This window comes from Desulfobulbus propionicus DSM 2032 (assembly GCF_000186885.1).
GTDB lineage: Bacteria > Desulfobacterota > Desulfobulbia > Desulfobulbales > Desulfobulbaceae > Desulfobulbus > Desulfobulbus propionicus.
Genome location: NC_014972.1, coordinates 2,905,377 through 2,924,149, shown reverse-complemented (window position 1 = coordinate 2,924,149; position 18,773 = coordinate 2,905,377). Strand labels below are relative to the sequence as shown.

The following is an 18,773-nucleotide window of genomic DNA, read 5'->3' as shown; positions in this document are numbered from 1 at the left end:
TCCGGTTTCCGCTCTCAACGACATTCTCCTCGCAAATCCTGCACCGCCTGTCGCAGCCGCTCGGGCGTGGCCTCGTCAGCGGTCAATGGCGCTCCAATCACTATCGCGATGCGTGACAGCAGCCCCCGGCGGAAAGGGCGGCCCAAGGCCCTCCCCTCGATCCGGGAAAAGAAGCTGCCCCACAAGCCCTGCAGCGCCATGGGAATGACCGGTGCCGGGATGCGGGCAACGATGGGCGTGACGATCGGGCGGAAGGGTTGCAGGTGGCCGTCCGGTGTGTGGGTCACCTCCGGGAACAGGGCCACCAGGTTGCCCGCGGCCAGGGTGGCGGCGGCCTCCTCCTGGACTCGCACCAGGGAGGCGGAGTGCGCATCGCTCAGGTCCGCGCCGATGGCACCGCTGCGGCGCAGTAGACTGCCGAGGATCGGCAGGCGGAAGAAGCGTTCGTCGAGCAAAAAGCGGACCGGCCGTGGCGAGGCGGCCATGATCACCAACACGTCCACCAGACTGACATGGTTGCACACCAGCACCGCCGGCCCCTCCACGGGAATATGGTCGATGCCCCGCTTCTCCAGCCGATAGGCACCGTGCACCAGCAGCCAGGCGAGGAAGCGGAGGAGGAACTCGGGGATCAGGCCGTAGATATAGAGGGCGACCACGGCGTTGCACACCGCTGCCACGGCAAACAGCCAGGGAATGGTCATGCCCGCGCCCAGCAGGGCACCGGCGGCCACGGCTCCCACCACCATGAACAGGGCGTTGAGGATATTGTTGGCGGCGATGATCCGCGCTCGATGTTCAGTCGCGCTGCGCACCTGCACCAGGGCATAGAGGGGGACGATGAAAAAGCCGCCGAACATGCCGATCAGCACCAGATCCACCAGGATTCGCCAGGTGGACCACTGACCGAGCAGCATTCCCAGACCGAGCGGAGCACCGGCAATCGGCCCGGCGGGAGAGGCCAGGGCCAGATCCAGGCCGAACAGGGTCAGGCCGATGGAACCAAAGGGCACCAGTCCGATCTCCACCCGTTTGCCGGACAGCCGTTCGCACAGCAGCGAGCCGATGCCGATACCGATGGTGAAGATGGCCAGCAGCAGGGTGACCGTGGATTCCGCGCCACCGAGCACATTCTTGGCATAGGCCGGAAACTGGGCCAGGAACAGGGCGCCGTAGAGCCAGAACCAGGAGATACCCAGGATGGAGAGGAACACGGTGCGGTTTTCGCGGGCAAAGGCAATGTTGCGCCAGGTTTCGGTGATCGGATTGGGATTGACGCGCAGCTCCGGGGCCGGCGGTGGTGCGGTGGGGATCCCCCGGCTGCTCAGGTAACCGACAAAGGCCACCAGCAAGCCCCCAGCGGCGACCCACACCGGGTGGGTGACCGCACCGGCCAACAGGCCACCGGTCAGGGTGCCGATGAGGATGGCGACAAAGGTGCCGGCCTCGATCAGGGCGTTGCCGCCGACCAGCTCGTCCTCATGGAGGTGCTGGGGCAGGATGGCGTACTTGACCGGCCCGAACAGGGTGGAATGGCAGCCGAGCAGAAACAGGGCCCCGAGCAGCAGGGGGAGGCTGTGCAGCCAGAAGCCGGCGGCGGCCACGGCCATGATCGCCATCTCCAGCACCTTGACCAGCCGGGCGAGGGTGGCCTTGTCGTGCTTGTCCGCCAACTGACCGGCGGTGGCGGAGAAGAGGAAAAAGGGCAGGATGAAGATGCCCGCCGCCAGGTTGGCCAGGATCTCGGCCTTGAGGCTGGTCCAACTGGCCGCCTGGAAGGTGAGCAGCACGATCAGGGCGTTCTTGAACAGGTTGTCGTTGAAGGCGCCGAGAAACTGGGTGATGAAGAAGGGCAGGAAACGCGGGGTCTTGAGCAAACCGAATTGTGAACTCATGGTGTGGCCTTTGGACTGAATGATCGGAAGAGGTTGTGTCAGGCAGATGCCGCCAACCGTTGCAGGGCGAGGTGATCGACCTTGCCGGTGCCCATTAGAGGCAGCGATTCGACCGGCCGGATGGTGCGTGGCACGGCCAGTTCGGCAACACCCAGTTCCCTGGCCGCTGTGCTCAACTGGTCGCGGCTGAGCGCCGGGTCGGTGGTGAAGAGCACCAGGGCTTCGCCCTTGGCGGCATCCGGTTGGCTCACGGCCGCATGGCTGCAGGTCGGGGAGGCGGCCACGGCCAATCGCTCCACCACCTCCAGGCTGATCATCTCGCCGGCGATCTTGGCAAAACGCTTCATGCGGCCGACAATGCGCACAAACCCCTCGCTATCGATCTCCACCACATCGCCGGTTGCATACCAGCCCTCGCCCAGTTCGGAGGACGGCGGCTGCAGCACTCCGGGCCGGTCGGCCTTGAGGTAGCCGCTCATCAGGTTCGGACCGCGTACGTGGAGGATGCCACCCCGCTCGACGCCGGCAACAGCGACCAGGCGGGCCTCGATGCCGGGCAGCAGGGTGCCGACCGTGCCGGTGCGGTAGGCCATGGGCGTGTTCACCGCCAGCACCGGGGCGGTTTCGGTGGTCCCGTAGCCCTCGAAGATGCGGATGCCGAATTTTTCGAACCACAGGCTGCGCACCGCTTCGGAGAGTTTCTCCGCCCCGGCCACCACATAGCGCAACCGGTAGAAATCATAGGGATGGGCGTGGTGGGCGTAGTTGTTGAGGAAGGTGGATGTGCCGAATAGCACGGTGCAGTTGCGATCATAGGCCAATTCGGGAATGACCCGGTAGTGCAGCGGCGTTGGATAGAGAAAGAGGCTCGCTCCGGTGAGTATCGGCAGCAGGGTGCCGGCGGTGAGGCCAAAGGAGTGGAAGATCGGCATGGCGTTGAGCACCTTGTCGTCCACGGAAAAATCGATCACCGCTCGCACCTGGGCGATGTTGGCCAGGAGGGCCCGGTGGGACAGAACCACCCCCTTGGGCATACCCTCGGAGCCCGAGGTAAAGAGGATCACCGCCGGATCTTCCGGCGAAGCGGGCAGAGCATGGGATCGGGGCGCATGGATCGCGTAGGCGAGCAGCCACAGGGTGTCGGCCAGACGGGTGTTGGCCTTGAGATCCTCCAGATAGACCAACTGCACCCCGTGCAGACCGGCCAGCTTGTCGGCCAGCTTGGCCTGGGCGACAAAGGCGCGCGAGGTGAGTACGGTGCGGATTTCGGCGGCAGTGCAGGCGGCCCGGAGGGCGTCGAGACCAGCGGTGTAGTTGAGCATGGCTGGGATGCGGCGGCGGGCGGTCAGGCCGAGCAGCAGGCCAAGCGTTGGCGCCATGTTGGGCAGCAGCAGGCCGACCCGCTCCCCGACCGCGGTCATCCGCTCGACCTGCCGGCTGAGGAGCAGGGCCATCTTGAGCAGGTCGTTGTAGGAGTATTCGATTTGACGGACATCCTCGAGCAGCCGCCGGTTGCGGCCAAAGATCTCGGCGGCGTCGCACAAGGCGGCAAACAGGGTCTGGGCCGGCCGGCAAGAAAAGACCATCTCCTGCATCAGGCGGCGCATGGCCTCGCCGGCCAGACGGCGGCGCAGTTTGGCGGTCGGTGCCGAAGGCAGGGGAATGGTCGTGGTCGGCAGGATGGTGAGGCGGATGCGGGGAAAGAGGACCTTGGGATATTTGCCGGACAGGCGGGAGAAGTAGCTGCGCGACGGACCGTCCAGCCGCACCGGCAGAATGGTGGCTCCGGTCCGCGCGGCGACAAAGGCCGGACCGTCGTAGACCTTCATCAGGCTGCCGGTGGTGGTGATCCGCCCCTCGGGGAAGATCACCACCGGGCGGCCGGCCTCCAGCAAGCGGACCACCTGTTTCATGGCCATGGGGTTGGTCGGGTCCACGGCCAGATAATCGACTAGGGAGAGGATGAGACGGAAGAAAGGTTTGTTGGCCACGGCGGTATGGACCACGAACACTGGATTGATCGGGATGAACAGGCCAAGCAGCAGGCCATCGAGCAGGGACTCGTGGTTGGCGACCACCAGCAGCCGGTCGGCGTTGAATCCGGCGGCTGCTCCTTGGATATCGACCCGGAACAGCAGGCGGCACAGGCCGCGGAGAACAACGATCACAATCGAGCGCATCATGGCAGGGTTCCTCGTGAATGGGCAGGAGCGATTGATTGATGAGTTTAGGAATTTCGACATGTTGAACAAAATTATTTGATCAGGCGGATGTAGTCCAGCACGTTGGTCAGCACTGTTTCCAGATAGGGGCAGTTGATCCAGTACCAGACCTCCTTGCCGATTTTCTCCGAGGCCAGCACCTCGGCCTCGCGGAGGATCTTGAGGTGGTGGGAGACGGTGGAGCGGGAGAGCGTGGACACCTCGGCGATCTGGCCCACGTTGAGCCGTTCGCCCTGGTCAAACAACAGGAGGATGCGCTGACGGTGCTCGTCGCCCAGGGCGGTGAACACCCGGGACATCGGTTTCCAGGCATCGGGCAGGGTGCGGGTGTAGTTGGTTTTCATATCGAAAATCTTAAACGTATAGTTTTATCCTGTCAAGCTGATTGTGGTGGGAGCGGCACATTGGGCCGGGAAGGGGAGCGGCGGTTCGTCACCCTCGCACATCGGTTATTTCTTGGTCCAGGTGCCGTTGACCAGGATATATTGGCCGCCCGGCGTCTTGTCCATGGCCTGCTGGCCGGCCAGCTGTTCGACCGCCTGCAGGGACGTCTTGTTGCGCTGGGCGATTTTTTCGTACTCCTGTTTGCGCTGAGCATTGATGGAATGCACCAGTTGGGCTGTCTCTCCGTTGCCGCTCTGTACCTGGGCCAGATAACCGCTGGGGGTTTCGCCGACCAGGCCTTGGGCCTTGGCCGTCTGCAAATCGAGCGCAAGGGCGGTTTGGCCGCACAGCAACAGAAAAAGCACGGTCATGATCCATCGTTTCATGGGTATCCTCCGTTTAAAACAGCCCGCTTTCCGGGTTGATGACGCTCTCCAGCTCCTTTTCCACCTTGACGCGGATCTCGTGTTCGATCTTGACGTTCAGGTTGATGGTGATTGGCTTGTCGGGCGGAGCCACCGTTACCGTCGGAGAGCAGGCGGAAAAGGCGAAGGCCGCCAGCGCAAGCAAGGCCAGGTGTCGGGACATGCAGCCTCCTGCAGGGGAAAAGGGAGAGGTTATCGGTGCTGCCGGATGGTCCGGTCGAGCTCCGAGGACAAGGAGTGACTATACTGAAGACTTTTGAGGAGAGAAAGCAGATTCTGCTCGGTGTTGAGGTTGAGGTGCACCGCCCTTCCTCCCTCCAGTTTCGGGTTCTGCCCCTGGAGATGCAGGGCCACGGTGAGGGTTCCGTCAGGCAGATAATCGATGTGGGCGGTCAGCCGTTGGTAGTGCAGTTCCTCCAAGGCGTTGCGGGCATACACGGTGAGCGGGGAGCCTTCGAGGGTGTTGCCTGCGGGATGATAGCGAATGAGACCGCTGCCGATGTTTTCCACTCGGCCCTGGTGAATGCGGACCCCTTGGGGCGAGAACCGCAGCGGCAGTTGACCGCTCACCCGGCCGGTGACGGTCAGGCCGTCAACCTTTTGCAGGGCGACGATCGGCTGGAGGTCAAGATCGTCCAAACGCACCAGGCATGCCGTGTCCGGATTGCCGCGGTCATAGACACAGTTTGCCAAACGAATCTTGCCGTTGAAGAGCGCCGCATCGGCCCGTTCGATGGCCACCACGGGGGCCTGACCGCCCGCAGGGGCCGTGAACCGGGTGTGCATGGTGAGCTGGTCGACCGGGATCGGGCCCTCCAGCTTGTCCAACTGCACCAGGCCAGCGGTGATCGAACGTAGTGCTGGCAGCAGATGCAGCCGTTGTTGCACAACCAGGCCCGAGAAAGGCGCCGCAAACGCGGTTCCCCGCGCCACCTTGCCGTCAAGTTCCAGATCGAGGGCAAGGGGGGCTCCTGGCTGCCACCGGCCTTGGAGGGAAAAAGTCAGCGTTCCCTGGTGGAGGGCAAGAGGCAGCTTCGGTTCGACGAGCAGGGCGAGCGGATTGCGGTCCGCATCCATTTGCAGGCCTTCACTCCGCACCGTGCACTGTCCCTTGCGCGTGTCTTCGCCTGCTTGTGTGCATTCGGCGCGCAGCGTTCCGCGGCCGCCGGGCGGCGTCAGGGTGCAAACGGCCCGCAGCCCGGACCGATCCAGCTCCAGATGCAGGGCAAGATTGGCGAGGTGGAGCGGGGCCAGGCGGAGGGATCCCATCGTCAGTCCGCTGACGCTCCAGGGGGCAGGAGGGGCAAGGTGCAGGCGCAGACCGTCGCCGTCCATGGCGAGCGAACCGCCGAGGCCCGCCTCAAGGGCGGCCACGGCAAAGCCCTGCCCCTGGACAGCGCGTGCCGTCAGCCGGGAGGCGGGGGCAACGGTCAGGGAACGGGCGGACAGCGGCTGAGCGCTGATCATGTGGAAGGAAAGGTTCTCGGCGCTGAACCATTGATGGCAGAGCCCGGAGAGCGAACATGCCAGACGCAGGGGGCTGTCGGCGGTGGACCGCAGGGTGGCCTCGATCCTGCCTTGATCGGGCAGGGCGGCGGTCATTGATGGAGGCAGGAACTCCCGGAGTCGCTGCCAATCGAGGAAAAGCGAGCCGTTGAGTCCTGCCTCGGTGCGGTGCAGGTCCACGGCAAGGGGAGGCGTTTTTTCCTTGCCCACAGTGACGATGTTCAGGCGGCTTTCGTTGTCGCTGCTGCGCAGCGTCACGGACAGAACCAACGGGTTGGTGGAGGCCAAGGGGCCAAAATCGACCGACAGCCGTGGAAGATGCAGTTGCCGTGCCGGCAGATGACGCAGGTGGAGCGCATCGACGAGGGATTTCGGATCAGGCGTTCCGCCGGCAAACGATTGGTTCCGCTCGACACCGGCCGTCGGCAGGGAAATGGCGACCGTGGTGGCGGTGACCTCGGCGAGCTGCCCGCGCAGCAGGTCGGCAAGCCGATAGCGCAGCACCGCGTCGGTAACGGTGATCGACACCGGGCCGGGTGCGTGGTCGAGGGCCAGATGCAGGCTGTCGATGCGTATTTCCTGCCAGTTCCAGCTGTGCAGGTCCAGGCGCGCCTGCTGAATGCCCACCCAGCTCAACGCCGTCGGGACAAGCCGTTCCATCCAGGCGAGGCGAAAGGCGAGCAGGGTCAGCAGGACGACCAGCAGGGGGATGACGAGAACACGGATCACGCGCATGATTCGGCTTCCTCCGGATGAGCGGCGGTCTCCCGCTTGGGCAGCACAATCTGGAAGATCGCGCCTGCGACGGCCTCCAGCACCTCGATCCGTCCCTGATGACGTTCGACGATTTGGCGGACCAGATGGAGCCCGAGGCCAAAGCCTTCGGCGGTGGCGGCCTGGCGGCCACGCTGGAACTTGTCGAAGATCCGCGCCCGATCTTCAACGGCAATGCCCGGCCCCTGATCGGCGATCCGGAAGAGGAAGCAGGCGGGCTGCTCTTCCAGGTCGACGGTGACGGTGGTCTGCGCGGGACTGAATTTGATCGCGTTGTCCAGCAGGTTGATGAGGGCCTGAAGAAGCAGGGATTCGTCACCGACCAGGGGCGTGGTCCGGCGGGGCTGGTTGAGCACAATGGCGATGGCTTTGCGCCGCGCCCGATCCCCCACGGCGGCGATGGCGTCCTCCAGCATCCGCCCGGGCGGAAAGGGAAAGCGGCGGACCTGGGTGCGGCCGCTTTCCAGGCGGGCGATATCGAGAAAATCCTCGATCATCCGTTGCAGCCGCCGCGACTGGCCGCAGATCTCGCGGGCGTACAACTGATGATCGCCGCTGAGCGCGTCGCTGAGCAGCTCGCCATAGCCCAGGATGGTGGTCAGCGGAAGTCTCAGCTCGTGGGAGACAATGGCCACCACCTCGTCCTTGACTCGCTCCAGTTCCTTGATCCCCGTGATGTCCTGCAGCACCGCCAGCAGGCCGTGAAAACCGGTCTTGGGTGCCAGCAGGGGATGCAGCTCGACCTGGTAGAACCGTCGGCCGCCGGGGCCGAGCACCTCGAAGGTGCCTGGGTCGCGAAATGGAGGCAGATCGTTTTCCGTGGCCTGGGAACCGGCGATCGTTTCGAGAAAACGAGGGTGCGACGGCAGGGGCTGGCCCGCTCCAGTGCAGTCCTGCCAGAGGCGGACAAAGGCGCTGTTGGCGAACAGGGCGTGGCCGCTTGCCTGTTCCCACAGAATCAGCGGCGGCAATTCCTCCTTGAGCAACTGTTCGAGAAAGTGGTGTTGCAGACCGAGGGCATGCACCGCCGTCTGCAGCCGGTCGAGATGACGTTGGATGGCGGAAGCGGTGAGCGGGTTGGCCCGGTGGGCGGTGCGCAGATAGGGGGCGGGAATGGTGCCGGCCACCAGGCGCAGGCCGGCATCGAGCTCACGGTCAAGCCGCCGTGCCTGGAGGAGGATACGGCTCGCGGCTCGGAGCAACTGGAGGAGCAGGTGAATGGGGTAGGCCAGGAAGAGAAAGAGCAGGACCAGCGGATAGTCGACAAAGCAGGCCTGACGGAAGAGGAACAGGGCCAGGAGGAAAATGGCTGCCGCCAGTGCGAGGTTGACCACGAGGTTGACCCGTTCGCCGCAGTCGGGCCAGACCAGCACCGCCAGCAGGCCGATCAGGCCGATCAGCAGCCACGCGACCAGCGGCAGGGGACGAATGAAGGCCTGTTGCAACAAGTTGCTGACAATGGTGGCCTGGATCTCGACCCCCGGCGTGGGCAGCTCCCTGGTAAAAGCGGTGATGTGGCTGTCGCCCAGGCCGACGGCCCGAGCGCCGACCAGCACCAGGCGGTCGCGGAAGAATGCCGGCGGATAGCGACCGCTGAGAACCTCGTGGTAGGACAGGAAGAGAAAACTCTCTTCCGGACCGTGGAAGTTGATGATCTGTGGGCCCACAGGTACGGGCAGCGGCGAGGTGATCGCCGCGGCTTGCAGCAGGGCAAGGGAAAAGGGGGCAACATCTCCCAGGCTGTCCAGATTGACCCGGCGGACGATGCCGTCACCGGCCAGCTGGGTTTCGATATGGCCGAGGCCCCTGGAGCCGTCGAGGGTGGGAGCAGGCCGCGCCAGGCGGCCATCGCGTTCATGGGCCACGGCCAGGACCACCGGCGATCCCTGGGCGAGGGCCTGGTTGAAGAGGCTGTCGTCTGCTGACGGTTCGGGAAAGAGCAGATCAAAGCCCACGGCCTTGGCTTGGCGGAGACGGTCGAGCAGTTGGGCATGGAGACGGCGGGCAAAGGGCCAAGCCCCCAGCCGGCGCAGGCTGGGTTCATCGATACCGATGAGGACGATGCGTTGGTCCGGTGGCTGCGGACCGCGCAGCCTGAACAGCAGGTCGAGTCCGTCGTTGCTCAGGCCTGGGCGCAGGCCGCCCAGCTGGAACAGGCCCAGGAGCAGCAGCGCCAGCACCGGCGCGGCCAATCGCTTGCTCACCGGGCCGTCCCTCTCCTGTCACAGGAGGATGAGGCCAAGCGTGACCGCCCCGAAAAACAGCTCTTCCCAGCCCAAGGGCTTGGGCTTGACTGTCATGGTTTGCGGAGGCGTCCACGGACTGACCGGCTGACCGTTTTCCACCCCACGGATGCGCACATGGTAGGTGCCTGCGGCAAGCATGTCCTCCAGGGTGTAGGAGGTGGTCGGCAATCCCTGCTGATCGACCACCAGCTGGCCGAAGTCCTTGTCGCTGGCCACCTGCAGGTCGTACGCCCAGCCGTCGGCCATCGCCGGCCATTGTAGGGTTGGTCTTTGGTTGGCGGTGGCTTCCATGCCGTCCATCTTGGGTGCCGGTTTCAAGGTCCAGGCCACCGGGATGGAGTACAGGGTGGTGAAGCCGTCCGGGGCCACGGCCTTGACCCGGAAATAGTAGGTGCCCGGTTGCAGCTCGGGGCTGGTGTAACGGGCCTCCTTGATCTGCTGGCGGTCGATGAGGTCGGTGAACTCCGGGTTCCTCGCCAGCTGGAGATCGTAGTGATCGACCTGGTCCGAATCGAGCCATTCGATCGTGCCGTGGGTGCCCCAGAGGGTGGAGCCGGACTTGGGGGAAACGATCATCGGATTGGCCGGCACGGTGCGCAGGTTGAACGGCAGCGGGCCCACCACCGTGCTTTCGAAATTGTCCTGGTCGATGGCGGTCAGAGAGGCGAACAAGGCGCCGTCGCTCAGGGTGCCGATGGTGAAGCGGCCGCCCGGCGCGACACTCTGGTCAAAGAGGGTGGCCTGGGTCTGCCGATCGGCGGTGATCCGCAGGCGGATGGCCTTGGCCTTCGCATGGGGCGGGGCGGCGATGATCACCGGCAGGCTGCGGTAGAGCGGCTCCAGGGCCGGTTTGTCCGGTGGATCGGGCAGGGGCCGGGGCGGTTGCGGCGGCTGGCCTTCCTCCACCCGCAGGCCTTGGCCGGGACCGAGAGTGGTTGCGCGGCCCGAGCTGCTGACCTCGACCCGGCCGCGCAGGGTTTCGACGGTATTGGCCGTGATTTCGGCCATCTTCAGGCGAAATTCGGTGCCGCGAATGCCGGTGACCGCGATCGGGGTCCGGGTTTGGAAACTCTCGTTGGCGCGCAGCTTGTCCTGGACCCAGTGGATGACGTTGCCCCGGCCGAGGAAGAAGTCGGCCTTGACGTTGCCGTCCTTGAGGCGCAACAGATAGTTGAGGGTCAGCTGGGAATCCGGCTCGATGCGGGTGTAGGTGTTGTTCGGCAGGAGCAGGTGGGTATAGCCGTCCGCGCCGGTGCGCACCGTCTGGCCGGGGAGCAGGGTGTCGCCCTGGCGCAGGGCAACGGGATCGCGACCGTCGGCGGACAGATGGACCTGGCCATGGATTGACGCCACCGTGGCGCTCAACCGCTCGATAACGAGCAGTGACAGCGGCACCTGGATACGCGTGTCGCGGATGATCAGGTAGGGATCGGACAGTTGGTTGATGCGGGCGATGGTTTTCCAGTCGCTGCGGTCGCGGCAGTAGTCGCGGGCGATGTGGATCAGGTTGGTGCCGGCGGCCACATGCAGCGGCACCATGGCCTCCTCTTTGGTCGTTTCCGCGGCCGAGCAGGGGAGAGTCAGGCAGAGCAGGACGGCCAGCAGGACAAGCGGCAGGGAGAGACGGGTCGGATGGAAGACGGACATGGGAACCTCGCAGGGGTGCGCGGAGCAGACGGATTATCGGGCCTCTCCGGGAATGAGTTTGTAACCGACACCGGCCACGGACTTGATGCTCAGGGCCTGGGGGCAGGTTCGATCGATTTTGCGCCGGATGTTGGCGATGTGCATCACCAGGGATTTGGTTTCGACGTGGGGATCGTAGCCCAGCACCTCCTGGAGCAGCTCGCCGTGGGTGACCACCGCACCCGGCCTGGATGCCAGGTGGTAGAGGAGATCGAACTCGGTCTTGGTCAGGGGCAGGAGGGAGGCGTCCGGCAGGCGGACTTCCCGGGCGGCGGGATCGATGCGGACCTGGCCGACGATCAAGTGCTGCCCGCCGCTGGCCCCGGACCGTTTGCTCCGCCTCAACAGCGCCCGCACCCTGGCGAGCAGTTCACGGGGGCTGAAGGGTTTGGTGAGATAATCGTCAGCTCCGTGATCCAGGCCGGTGACCTTGTCGTCCTCGCCGTTTCGTTCGGTGAGAAGGATGACCGGCAGCTCGACATCCACCGAGCGCAGCTCCGCGAGAATGGACAAGCCATCGCGGTAGGGCATGACCACGTCGAGCAACAGCACGTCGGGCCGGGCCGCCTCGATTCGGGCCATGGCCTCGCGGCCGTCCTCCGCGGTCACCACCTTGGCCCCCTGGGTGGAGAAAAAGGCGGCGAGCATGGCGCGGATGGCGGGGTCGTCTTCAAAAAGTAACACGGTGCAGGCGAGTGATTCCGACATGAGAGACCTGGAGGACAAAATGTATTTTTATTCGCCCAGCATATAAGGTCGCCTTCTGTTCAGCAAGCCTTTATTTGCGAAAAAAGAGTGAAATATTGAGCTGTTGCCGCTTGATGCCGACTGCGGTACCGTGTGCGGCCCCTGGCGGGAGGAAGCGGCGTCCCGCTGCGGCGGCCGCGAAACAGAGATTTAGCCGCGAGAGGACACGCCGGGCTTGATTTGCAGTGCTCTCGTGCATATAATCGAAATAATTTAATTTTTAATAAGATATCGATTCGCGCCAGGCACTTTTTTCTTGGGGAGCGACTTGACGGCGCACGGCGTGCCAGTCAGCGGGGACGGCGTTCAGCCGCTGCCACCCTGTGGGCTTGAATCGACACCGTGAGGGGCCGAATGGACAGAACCGATCAATGGCTGGCAACCCACACCTTTCATCACGAGCAGTTCGCCGATGTTGCCGCCCTGGTTCGGCTGAAGGCGCGGCAGGGGGTGCGGCTGTCGTTGTGCTTTCCCACCTTGAACGAGGCGGCAACCATCGGCATGGTGGTCGATCGGCTGCGGCCGTTGCGGGATACGGTTCACCTGCTCGATGAATTGGCGGTGATCGATTCCGGTTCAACGGACCGAACCCTGGAGCTGGCCGCCGCCGCGGGAGCGGATGTGTACCGTGCCGCCGATATCCTGCCGCACCTGGGCCGGTACCGGGGCAAAGGTGAAAACCTGTGGAAGGCGGTCCATCAGCTCAAGGGCGATATTCTGCTGTTCATCGATGCCGATATCACCAACCTTCGGCCGCGATTCGTCACCGGGCTGGTTGGGCCACTGCTGCACCGGCCCGATCTCGGCTATGTCAAGGCCTTCTACGATCGTCCTGCCGGCGGCGCCGATGACCCTTGGGGTGAGGGCGGCAGGGTGACGGAGATCCTGATCCGACCGCTGCTTTCCCTCTATTTCCCTGCACTGGCCGACTGCATCCAGCCGCTTGCCGGCGAGTACGCCGCCCGCCGATCGGTGCTCGAACAGTTACCCTTTCCGGTGGGGTATGGCGTTGAACTGGCCCATCTGATCGATGTCTGGACCGCACATGGCCTGGCCTCCCTGGCCCAGGTCGATCTGGAACGTCGCGACCACCGCCGCCGCAGCAACCGGGAATTGGGGCGCATGGCCCATGCCCTGCTCCAGGTCGTGCATCGGCGGCTGTGGCAGCGGGGCGTCCTGGCGGCGTCGTTGGAATGTGCCAACGGTTTGCACCAGTTTGTCCGTCGGCAGGGGCACTGGCAACGGGAGGTGCATCGGCTGGCGGAACATGAACGGCCGCCGCTGGTCCGGGTGGCTGCCTACCGCCGCAAGAGGGAGCTGGCCGGTGCCGAGTCCGTCGCAGCCGCTGAACCGGCGACCGTTGTCTCGGAGGGCTGATCCATGCGGGTGGCCATTGTTCATTATCATCTGCAGAACGGCGGCGTGACCCGGATCATCTGCCACCTGCAAAAGGCCCTGGGCGACCGTGGCCTGAAAACCGTGGCGCTCACCGGCAAGCCGCCGGCCGTGCAGGTCCATGGTCCCTGGCGGGTTGTTCCCGGATTGCAGTACGAGGCGGATCGGCCGGCGATCACCGCCGTGGAGCTGGCCGCCCAGATGCGGGCGGAGGCAAGCGCGGCCCTGGGCGGCCCGCCCGATCTGTGGCATGTGCATAATCACAGTCTGGGCAAGAGCCTGGTCTTGCCCGTGGCTTTGCGCCAACTGGCCGAAGAGGGTGAGCACCTGCTCCTGCAGATCCATGATTTCGCCGAGGACGGCCGCCCGGCCAACTATCAAGCCATGCGCGCCAGGATGGCGGCAAGCCGGGGAACATCCCTGTCCCGTTTGCTCTACCCCCAGGCGGGGCATCTGCATTATGCGGTGCTCAACAGCCGCGATTACCGCTACCTGCGTGATGCCGGCCTTGATGCCGAACATCTCCACTCCCTGCCCAACCCGGTGGAGCTCGGTCAGATTGACGAGGACAAGCCCACTCGCGCCGAGTTGCCTTCCCTGTGGCTCTATCCCACCCGCGCCATCCGACGCAAGAATCTGGGGGAATTTCTCCTCTGGTCGATCCTGGCCCCCGAAGACGCCTTGTTTGCGGTGACCTCCGGACCGGAAAATCCGCTGGAACAACCGCGCTATCAGCGGTGGAAGCGGGTGGCCACGGAGTTGGCACTGCCGGTGCATTTCGAGATGGTACGGCCGGACCGATACAGTTTTGTCGAGCTGCTCCGGCTGGCCGATGTGGCGGTGACCACCAGCGTGGCCGAGGGATTCGGCATGGCCTTCCTCGAACCCTGGACCGTGAATACCCCGGTCTGCGGTCGCGATCTGCCGGAGATCACCACGGGTTTTGCCCTCGAAGGACTGGTGCAGCCGTGGGGCTACCGTCGGCTGGAAGTGCCTATGGACTGGCTGGGGAGGGAACGAGTGGTCCAGGCCGCCGCCGACGGATTGCAGCGCAATTGGGCGGCATACGGGCGCTGTCCCAGCGGCGGCGATCTCCAACGGGTGCTGGAGGCATGGATCCTGGAGGACCGGGTCGATTTCGGTCGGCTGGACGAACCCCTGCAGGAGGCTGTTCTCCGTCGTCTGGTGCGCTCCAGGGCCCAGGCCGCGTTACTCGATCCGGCAAGCCTTCCTGCGACCGACGCCCTGCGATTGCCGCTGGCAAGAAATCGGCATGTCCTCCAGTCCCGCTATACCCTCGGCCGCTACGGGGAAGCGGTGGAGGCGGTGTACCGCCAGGTGGCTGATTCCACCGTCACGCCGCTCGACAATCTTGATGGAGAGGTGCTGCTCGACCACTTTCTTGCCCCGGAACGGCTGGCCTTGTTGCGGGTCGATTGAGCGCGACGGCCAGGGCCGGGTCAAATCCGCTGGAGGCACAAAACGGTTAGGCCAATGTAGAACGCCAGCCACAGACCGATGGCCAGCAGGGCCAGGGTGCGGGAGCGGCGCGCTTTCGGCAGCCACAACAGCAGGGCCAGCGGCAGCAGCGGCGCCAGCACGCCGGCGACAAAGGGGGGCCAATAGCGCAACAGCTCCTGCAGGCCGAGGAAAAACCAGGGACCGGCGATGAACAGCAAGCCGAACCGGTTGGGTTCAATTGGTGCGGCCACGGCCACGGAAATCAGCACGGTCAGCGCCACCAGGGGCAGGTGATTGCGCCAGCGGGCGGTATAGCGGCGCAGGTGCGGCCAGGCAGCCATGCCGCCCAGCACCACCAGGCCGATGACATGATGGGCGTAGACCTTGCGCAGTCCGCTTTCGGCCAAGTCAAAGAGGACATCGTTGAGCGCCGGCCCGATCAGCGGCACCGAAAGACAGATGTGCTCGGCAATGGCGCCGGCCGCTTCGCCGGTGGCGTCTCCCCGGAGCACGTAGCCGGTGAACAGCAGCAACAGCCCGCAGGGCAGGGTGGCGCAGAGGCGCACCCAGGCGCCCCGCCGATAGTCGGCCTCGTTTTTCCACAGCACCACGACCACATGCGCCAGCAGCAGCAGGAAAAAGGCTTGGCTGGAAAAGTAGTGCAGAGCGCGCCAGAAGGAGCCATAGGGCACCACCAGCTCGATGGTGGTGGTCGAATAGAAGGGTTCGGTCGGATCGTATTGCAGGGCCACGACAATGCCGGAAACGACCGAGAGGAAGAGGCTTATCAGCGATCCGCCGCCCCAGGGATGGCTCAGGAGCCAGCGGAGTGGATTGGGCCAGCCGTCACGCGCGCGCAGGGCCATCAGATCGTGACCACGTAGCTGACCACCCGGCCGTCGGCGTCCCTGTTCACGGTGACCTCATGGACAGGCAGATCCTTTTCCGCGGGACCGCTGATCCGTTGGCCGCTCAGGGTAAAACGGCTTTGATGACAGGGGCATTCGATGAGCTGTTTGTCCTGCTGGTAATTGACCCGGCAGCCAAGATGGGTGCAGATGCGGGAGACCGCCATGGCCCCTTCGGCCTTATGCGGATCGGCAAGGAGGAGAAAATCCTGGTCCACATACACGCCGGTGAGCGGCAGAGGTGCGGCCACCTCGACCAGACGGGGCTTGCGCGGAATCCGGTGGCCGGTGAAACGGAGCAGAGGATAGAGGAACGCGGCGGAAACCACTGCCGCCAGCCACTGCATGCCGCGGCCGATGAAGGTGCGGCGTTCGACGAGCGGTCCGTTCATCGGGCAAATTTTTCCTGCAGGGCCCGTTCGACATGCTCGGGTACCAATCCGCTGACGTTGCCATGGCAGCGGGCCGCGTTCTTGATGCCGCTGGAGCTGATGTAAATCCAGCGGAATCCGGTCATGAGAAAGACCGTTTCCACCGAGCGCTCCAGCCGCCGGTTCATCAGCGCCAGCTGAAATTCGTAGTCAAAGTCAGAGATGGCCCGCAGGCCGCGGATGATGGTGCGGGCGTTGTGGCGCAAGGCGTAATCGACGATCAGGCCGTCGGTGAAGCCGACCTCCACCTGGGTCCCGGCGTGCTTGAAGCATTCGCGGATCATGGCGCAGCGCTCTTCGAGGGTGAACAGCGGGGTTTTTTGCACGTTGACGGCCACGGTGACGATGATCCGGTCAAAGAGATGCAGGCCGCGCTCGATGATATCAATGTGGCCGTTGGTGATCGGGTCAAAGGTTCCGGGATAGACGGCTGTGCGGAATGCTCCGCTCCGTTCGCGGTCATGGGGTGGGGTGCAGGCTTCATTCATGGGATGCGTCTCTATGCCGCTGGTACAGCCAGAGACCGGTTTCTCCATAGCGGCGGTGATCGTCAAGAACCAGGGTGCCGACGGTTTCAGGCAGGGAAACGCGGTGGTGCTCTTCCACCACCACCAGACCGCCGGCTGCCAGGATGTCTGCTGGTTCTACCATTGTCAGTGCCCGGTGGGCCAGATTTTTTTGGTAGGGCGGGTCCATGAACACCAGGTCAAAGCGTTCAACGGGCTGCTTCATCCGGGCCGGCAGCAGATGCAGGGAAGTGGATTCGGCCAGATCCAGCTGGAGAAAGGCTGCGCGGGGATGGGAAAGACAGGCACGGAGATTGGCTTCGATCAGACGGCCTGCCTCCAGGGACCGGTCGACAAAGAGGGCGAACACCGCCCCCCGGCTCAGGGCCTCGGTGCCGATGGCGCCGGTGCCGGCAAAGAGATCAAGAACCCGGGCTCCCTTGATCCGCGAGCCGAGGATGTTGAACAGAGCCTCGCGAACCCGGTCGCAGGTCGGTCGGATACGGTCGGATCGGGGGGTGAGGAGTTTGCGCCCCCTGGCGCTGCCGCCGGTGATGCGCACAACGGACAACCAAAAATGGGTGATGGGAGCGCGGAGTTACAGCGGTAGCTTTTCCTGGGGGACCGCTTCCGGTTTTTTACGCCGCAGGCGCGCCCTGATCGCCATGAAAATACCGGAAAAGATGTAAAGCAGCGAGGCGATGAACAGGGTGATGGGCGGTTCGCTGGCCAGGAGAATGAGCAGCAGGATCAGGCCGATGAACAGCTGAAACCGTTTCTCCTTGGGAATGTCCATGTGTTTGAAGCTCAGGTACCGGTGGGTGGAAACCATCAGGTAGGAGAGCAGATACACCAACAACAGCAACAGGATGTTCTGCACCGTGTCCGTGGTTTTGAACACATGGGTGCTGAACATCACCGAGGTGGCAATCATCCCCGCCGCTGCCGGGCAGGGCAGGCCGGTGAAGTCATGGTGGCCCGCGTTGGTCACGCTTTGCGAGTTGAAGCGGGCCAGGCGCAGGGCGGTGGCGGCGACGTAGAGAAAGGCCGCCAGCCAGCCGTAGCGGCCGTAGGGGGTGAGGGCCCAGAGATAGGCGAGCACGCCGGGGGCCACGCCAAAGGCCACCATGTCGCACAACGAATCCAGTTCCATGCCGAAGGTGGAGGTGGACCCGGTCATACGCGCCACCCTGCCGTCCAAGCCGTCAAAGACAGCGGCCACCATGATGGCCACGGCGGCGGCAAAGAAATGGCCGTTGATCGAGGAAACGATCGAGTAAAAGCCGCTGAACAGACTGCAGATGGTCAGCATGCAGGGAACGATGTACAAACGGTTGGTGGGCTGAGTGCTTTCCATGGTCAGTGCGAGGGGAAAAAGCGCCGCAAAGCGGCGCGGATTAGTCACGGCCTGATCGCCAGCGCTTGAAAGAATCGATGGGCACAGGCTGGTCCACTTGTGGCGCCAGGGTTTTGTGTATACAGAATACGATGAAATGGGGAGTTAGGCAACAGGTTCTTCCGCGTGGGCCGGTTCCAGGTAGCCGAGCACGGTCTCGCCCGCTCGAACCTTTTCACCGAGCGCCACTGTTATGCGGGTGGAGAGCGGCAGGTAGAGATCGACCCGCGAGCCGAAGCGGATCATGCCAAAGCGCTCGCCGGCGCTGACCTGATCGCCCTTTTCCGCGCGGCAGACAATGCGGCGCGCGATCAGTCCGGCGATCTGCACCACCGTGTAGCGCTGTTGGTCTGGAGTGGTCAGGGTCAGGGCGCAGTATTCGTTGTGCAGGGTCGCCTTGTCGTTGTCGGCGGCATAAAAACGTCCGGGCGACAACAACACCCTTTCCACGGTGCCCGCCAGGGGAAAGCGGTTGACATGGGGGTTGAACACATTCATGAAAATCGAAATTTTCCGCACCCGGGCATGGAGAAAGCGGTCGTCGTCGATCTCGTCGACCACGATGACCTTGCCGTCCGCCGGGCAGATGACGGCATGTGCCTCCTCGGGCAGGACCCTGACGGGATCGCGGAAAAAGTAGGTGACAAAGGCGGTGAGCAGCAGGCCAACAAGGGCTGGAAGGGGCAGGTCGAGCAGGGCAAGGATCAGGGTGGCAAAGCCGCTGAACAGGATGAAGGGAAACCCTTCAACGGCCAGGGGAAGTTCGGTTTTCTGCATGGGATTCCAGGGAA

17 protein-coding genes are annotated in these 18,773 nt (G+C 64.2%); 2 read left to right on the top strand and 15 right to left on the bottom strand.

Features of this window, described 5'->3' with window-relative positions; all coding sequences use genetic code 11:
- Positions 1–14: 14 nt before the first annotated feature.
- The 9 genes from DESPR_RS12790 to DESPR_RS12750 all read right to left on the bottom strand — a co-directional run bounded on the left by DESPR_RS12790 (position 15) and on the right by DESPR_RS12750 (position 11,786).
- Entirely contained in the window at positions 15–1,895 is a 1,881-nt protein-coding gene (locus tag DESPR_RS12790) for an MFS transporter (protein WP_015725215.1), read from the bottom strand.
- Positions 1,896–1,933: 38 nt separating this feature from the next.
- The gene (gene aas / locus DESPR_RS12785; protein ID WP_015725214.1) at positions 1,934–4,078 is read right to left on the bottom strand and encodes a bifunctional acyl-ACP--phospholipid O-acyltransferase/long-chain-fatty-acid--ACP ligase; all 2,145 of its coding nucleotides are present in this window, start codon (positions 4,076–4,078) and stop codon (positions 1,934–1,936) included.
- A gap of 71 nt (positions 4,079–4,149) precedes the next feature.
- Positions 4,150–4,461, bottom strand: coding sequence for an ArsR/SmtB family transcription factor (locus tag DESPR_RS12780; protein WP_015725213.1), 312 nt, complete (start codon positions 4,459–4,461; stop codon positions 4,150–4,152).
- Positions 4,462–4,566: 105 nt separating this feature from the next.
- Positions 4,567–4,887, bottom strand: a complete 321-nt coding sequence (locus tag DESPR_RS12775; protein ID WP_015725212.1) for a YdbL family probable chaperone protein — start codon at positions 4,885–4,887, stop codon at positions 4,567–4,569.
- Between the two features lie 13 nt (positions 4,888–4,900).
- Positions 4,901–5,089, bottom strand: a complete 189-nt coding sequence (locus tag DESPR_RS12770; protein WP_015725211.1) for a YnbE family lipoprotein — start codon at positions 5,087–5,089, stop codon at positions 4,901–4,903.
- Between the two features lie 29 nt (positions 5,090–5,118).
- Positions 5,119–7,167: an intermembrane phospholipid transport YdbH family protein gene (locus DESPR_RS12765; RefSeq protein WP_015725210.1), complete on the bottom strand. Its 2,049-nt coding sequence runs from the start codon at positions 7,165–7,167 to the stop codon at positions 5,119–5,121.
- Positions 7,158–9,410: a CHASE2 domain-containing protein gene (locus tag DESPR_RS12760; RefSeq protein WP_015725209.1), complete on the bottom strand. Its 2,253-nt coding sequence runs from the start codon at positions 9,408–9,410 to the stop codon at positions 7,158–7,160. Before DESPR_RS12760 ends, DESPR_RS12765 begins: the two co-directional genes overlap by 10 nt.
- Positions 9,411–9,428: 18 nt before the next feature.
- Complete coding sequence (locus DESPR_RS12755) at positions 9,429–11,099, bottom strand: FecR domain-containing protein (RefSeq protein ID WP_015725208.1); 1,671 nt, start codon at positions 11,097–11,099, stop codon at positions 9,429–9,431.
- Positions 11,100–11,132: 33 nt separating this feature from the next.
- Entirely contained in the window at positions 11,133–11,786 is a 654-nt protein-coding gene (locus tag DESPR_RS12750; RefSeq protein WP_425513487.1) for a response regulator transcription factor, read from the bottom strand.
- 453 nt (positions 11,787–12,239) lie between these two features.
- On the opposite strand from DESPR_RS12750, the gene DESPR_RS12745 reads away from it, so the two are divergent.
- Both DESPR_RS12745 and DESPR_RS17455 read left to right on the top strand, forming a co-directional pair.
- Positions 12,240–13,262 (top strand): glucosyl-3-phosphoglycerate synthase, encoded by a 1,023-nt coding sequence (locus DESPR_RS12745; RefSeq protein ID WP_015725206.1) that lies wholly within the window; start codon positions 12,240–12,242, stop codon positions 13,260–13,262.
- Between the two features lie 3 nt (positions 13,263–13,265).
- Positions 13,266–14,720, top strand: coding sequence for a glycosyltransferase family protein (locus DESPR_RS17455; protein ID WP_015725205.1), 1,455 nt, complete (start codon positions 13,266–13,268; stop codon positions 14,718–14,720).
- A 20-nt stretch (positions 14,721–14,740) separates the two neighbouring features.
- Here the strand turns inward: DESPR_RS17455 and DESPR_RS12735 are convergent, their stop codons facing one another.
- The 6 genes from DESPR_RS12735 to DESPR_RS12710 form a co-directional block, all read right to left on the bottom strand.
- Entirely contained in the window at positions 14,741–15,607 is an 867-nt protein-coding gene (locus DESPR_RS12735; RefSeq protein ID WP_015725204.1) for a cytochrome b N-terminal domain-containing protein, read from the bottom strand.
- Complete coding sequence (locus DESPR_RS12730) at positions 15,607–16,041, bottom strand: Rieske (2Fe-2S) protein (protein WP_015725203.1); 435 nt, start codon at positions 16,039–16,041, stop codon at positions 15,607–15,609. Before DESPR_RS12730 ends, DESPR_RS12735 begins: the two co-directional genes overlap by 1 nt.
- The gene (coaD, locus tag DESPR_RS12725) at positions 16,038–16,568 is read right to left on the bottom strand and encodes a pantetheine-phosphate adenylyltransferase (protein WP_015725202.1); all 531 of its coding nucleotides are present in this window, start codon (positions 16,566–16,568) and stop codon (positions 16,038–16,040) included. Before coaD ends, DESPR_RS12730 begins: the two co-directional genes overlap by 4 nt.
- Positions 16,561–17,148 carry a 16S rRNA (guanine(966)-N(2))-methyltransferase RsmD gene (gene rsmD, locus DESPR_RS12720; protein ID WP_015725201.1) on the bottom strand — a complete coding sequence of 196 codons (588 nt, stop codon included), beginning with the start codon at positions 17,146–17,148 and terminating at the stop codon, positions 16,561–16,563. The genes coaD and rsmD overlap by 8 nt, the downstream gene beginning before the upstream one ends.
- Before the next feature lie 36 nt (positions 17,149–17,184).
- Positions 17,185–17,991 carry a CDP-diacylglycerol--serine O-phosphatidyltransferase gene (gene pssA, locus DESPR_RS12715; RefSeq protein WP_245529454.1) on the bottom strand — a complete coding sequence of 269 codons (807 nt, stop codon included), beginning with the start codon at positions 17,989–17,991 and terminating at the stop codon, positions 17,185–17,187.
- A 96-nt stretch (positions 17,992–18,087) separates the two neighbouring features.
- Entirely contained in the window at positions 18,088–18,759 is a 672-nt protein-coding gene (locus tag DESPR_RS12710) for a phosphatidylserine decarboxylase family protein (RefSeq protein ID WP_015725199.1), read from the bottom strand.
- Between the last annotated feature and the right edge of the window lie 14 nt (positions 18,760–18,773).

Excerpts from the sequence above, each read along its gene's own strand:
- DESPR_RS12790 (WP_015725215.1), bottom strand. The coding sequence starts at position 1,895 with ATGAGTTCACAATTCGGTTTGCTCAAGACCCCGCGTTTCCTGCCCTTC.
- aas (WP_015725214.1), bottom strand. The coding sequence starts at position 4,078 with ATGATGCGCTCGATTGTGATCGTTGTTCTCCGCGGCCTGTGCCGCCTG.
- DESPR_RS12780 (WP_015725213.1), bottom strand. The coding sequence starts at position 4,461 with ATGAAAACCAACTACACCCGCACCCTGCCCGATGCCTGGAAACCGATG.
- DESPR_RS12775 (WP_015725212.1), bottom strand. The coding sequence starts at position 4,887 with ATGAAACGATGGATCATGACCGTGCTTTTTCTGTTGCTGTGCGGCCAA.
- DESPR_RS12770 (WP_015725211.1), bottom strand. The coding sequence starts at position 5,089 with ATGTCCCGACACCTGGCCTTGCTTGCGCTGGCGGCCTTCGCCTTTTCC.
- DESPR_RS12765 (WP_015725210.1), bottom strand. The coding sequence starts at position 7,167 with ATGCGCGTGATCCGTGTTCTCGTCATCCCCCTGCTGGTCGTCCTGCTG.
- DESPR_RS12755 (WP_015725208.1), bottom strand. The coding sequence starts at position 11,099 with ATGTCCGTCTTCCATCCGACCCGTCTCTCCCTGCCGCTTGTCCTGCTG.
- DESPR_RS12750 (WP_425513487.1), bottom strand. The coding sequence starts at position 11,786 with ATGCTCGCCGCCTTTTTCTCCACCCAGGGGGCCAAGGTGGTGACCGCG.
- DESPR_RS12745 (WP_015725206.1), top strand. The coding sequence starts at position 12,240 with ATGGACAGAACCGATCAATGGCTGGCAACCCACACCTTTCATCACGAG.
- DESPR_RS17455 (WP_015725205.1), top strand. The coding sequence starts at position 13,266 with ATGCGGGTGGCCATTGTTCATTATCATCTGCAGAACGGCGGCGTGACC.
- DESPR_RS12735 (WP_015725204.1), bottom strand. The coding sequence starts at position 15,607 with ATGGCCCTGCGCGCGCGTGACGGCTGGCCCAATCCACTCCGCTGGCTC.
- DESPR_RS12730 (WP_015725203.1), bottom strand. The coding sequence starts at position 16,041 with ATGAACGGACCGCTCGTCGAACGCCGCACCTTCATCGGCCGCGGCATG.
- coaD (WP_015725202.1), bottom strand. The coding sequence starts at position 16,568 with ATGAATGAAGCCTGCACCCCACCCCATGACCGCGAACGGAGCGGAGCA.
- DESPR_RS12710 (WP_015725199.1), bottom strand. The coding sequence starts at position 18,759 with ATGCAGAAAACCGAACTTCCCCTGGCCGTTGAAGGGTTTCCCTTCATC.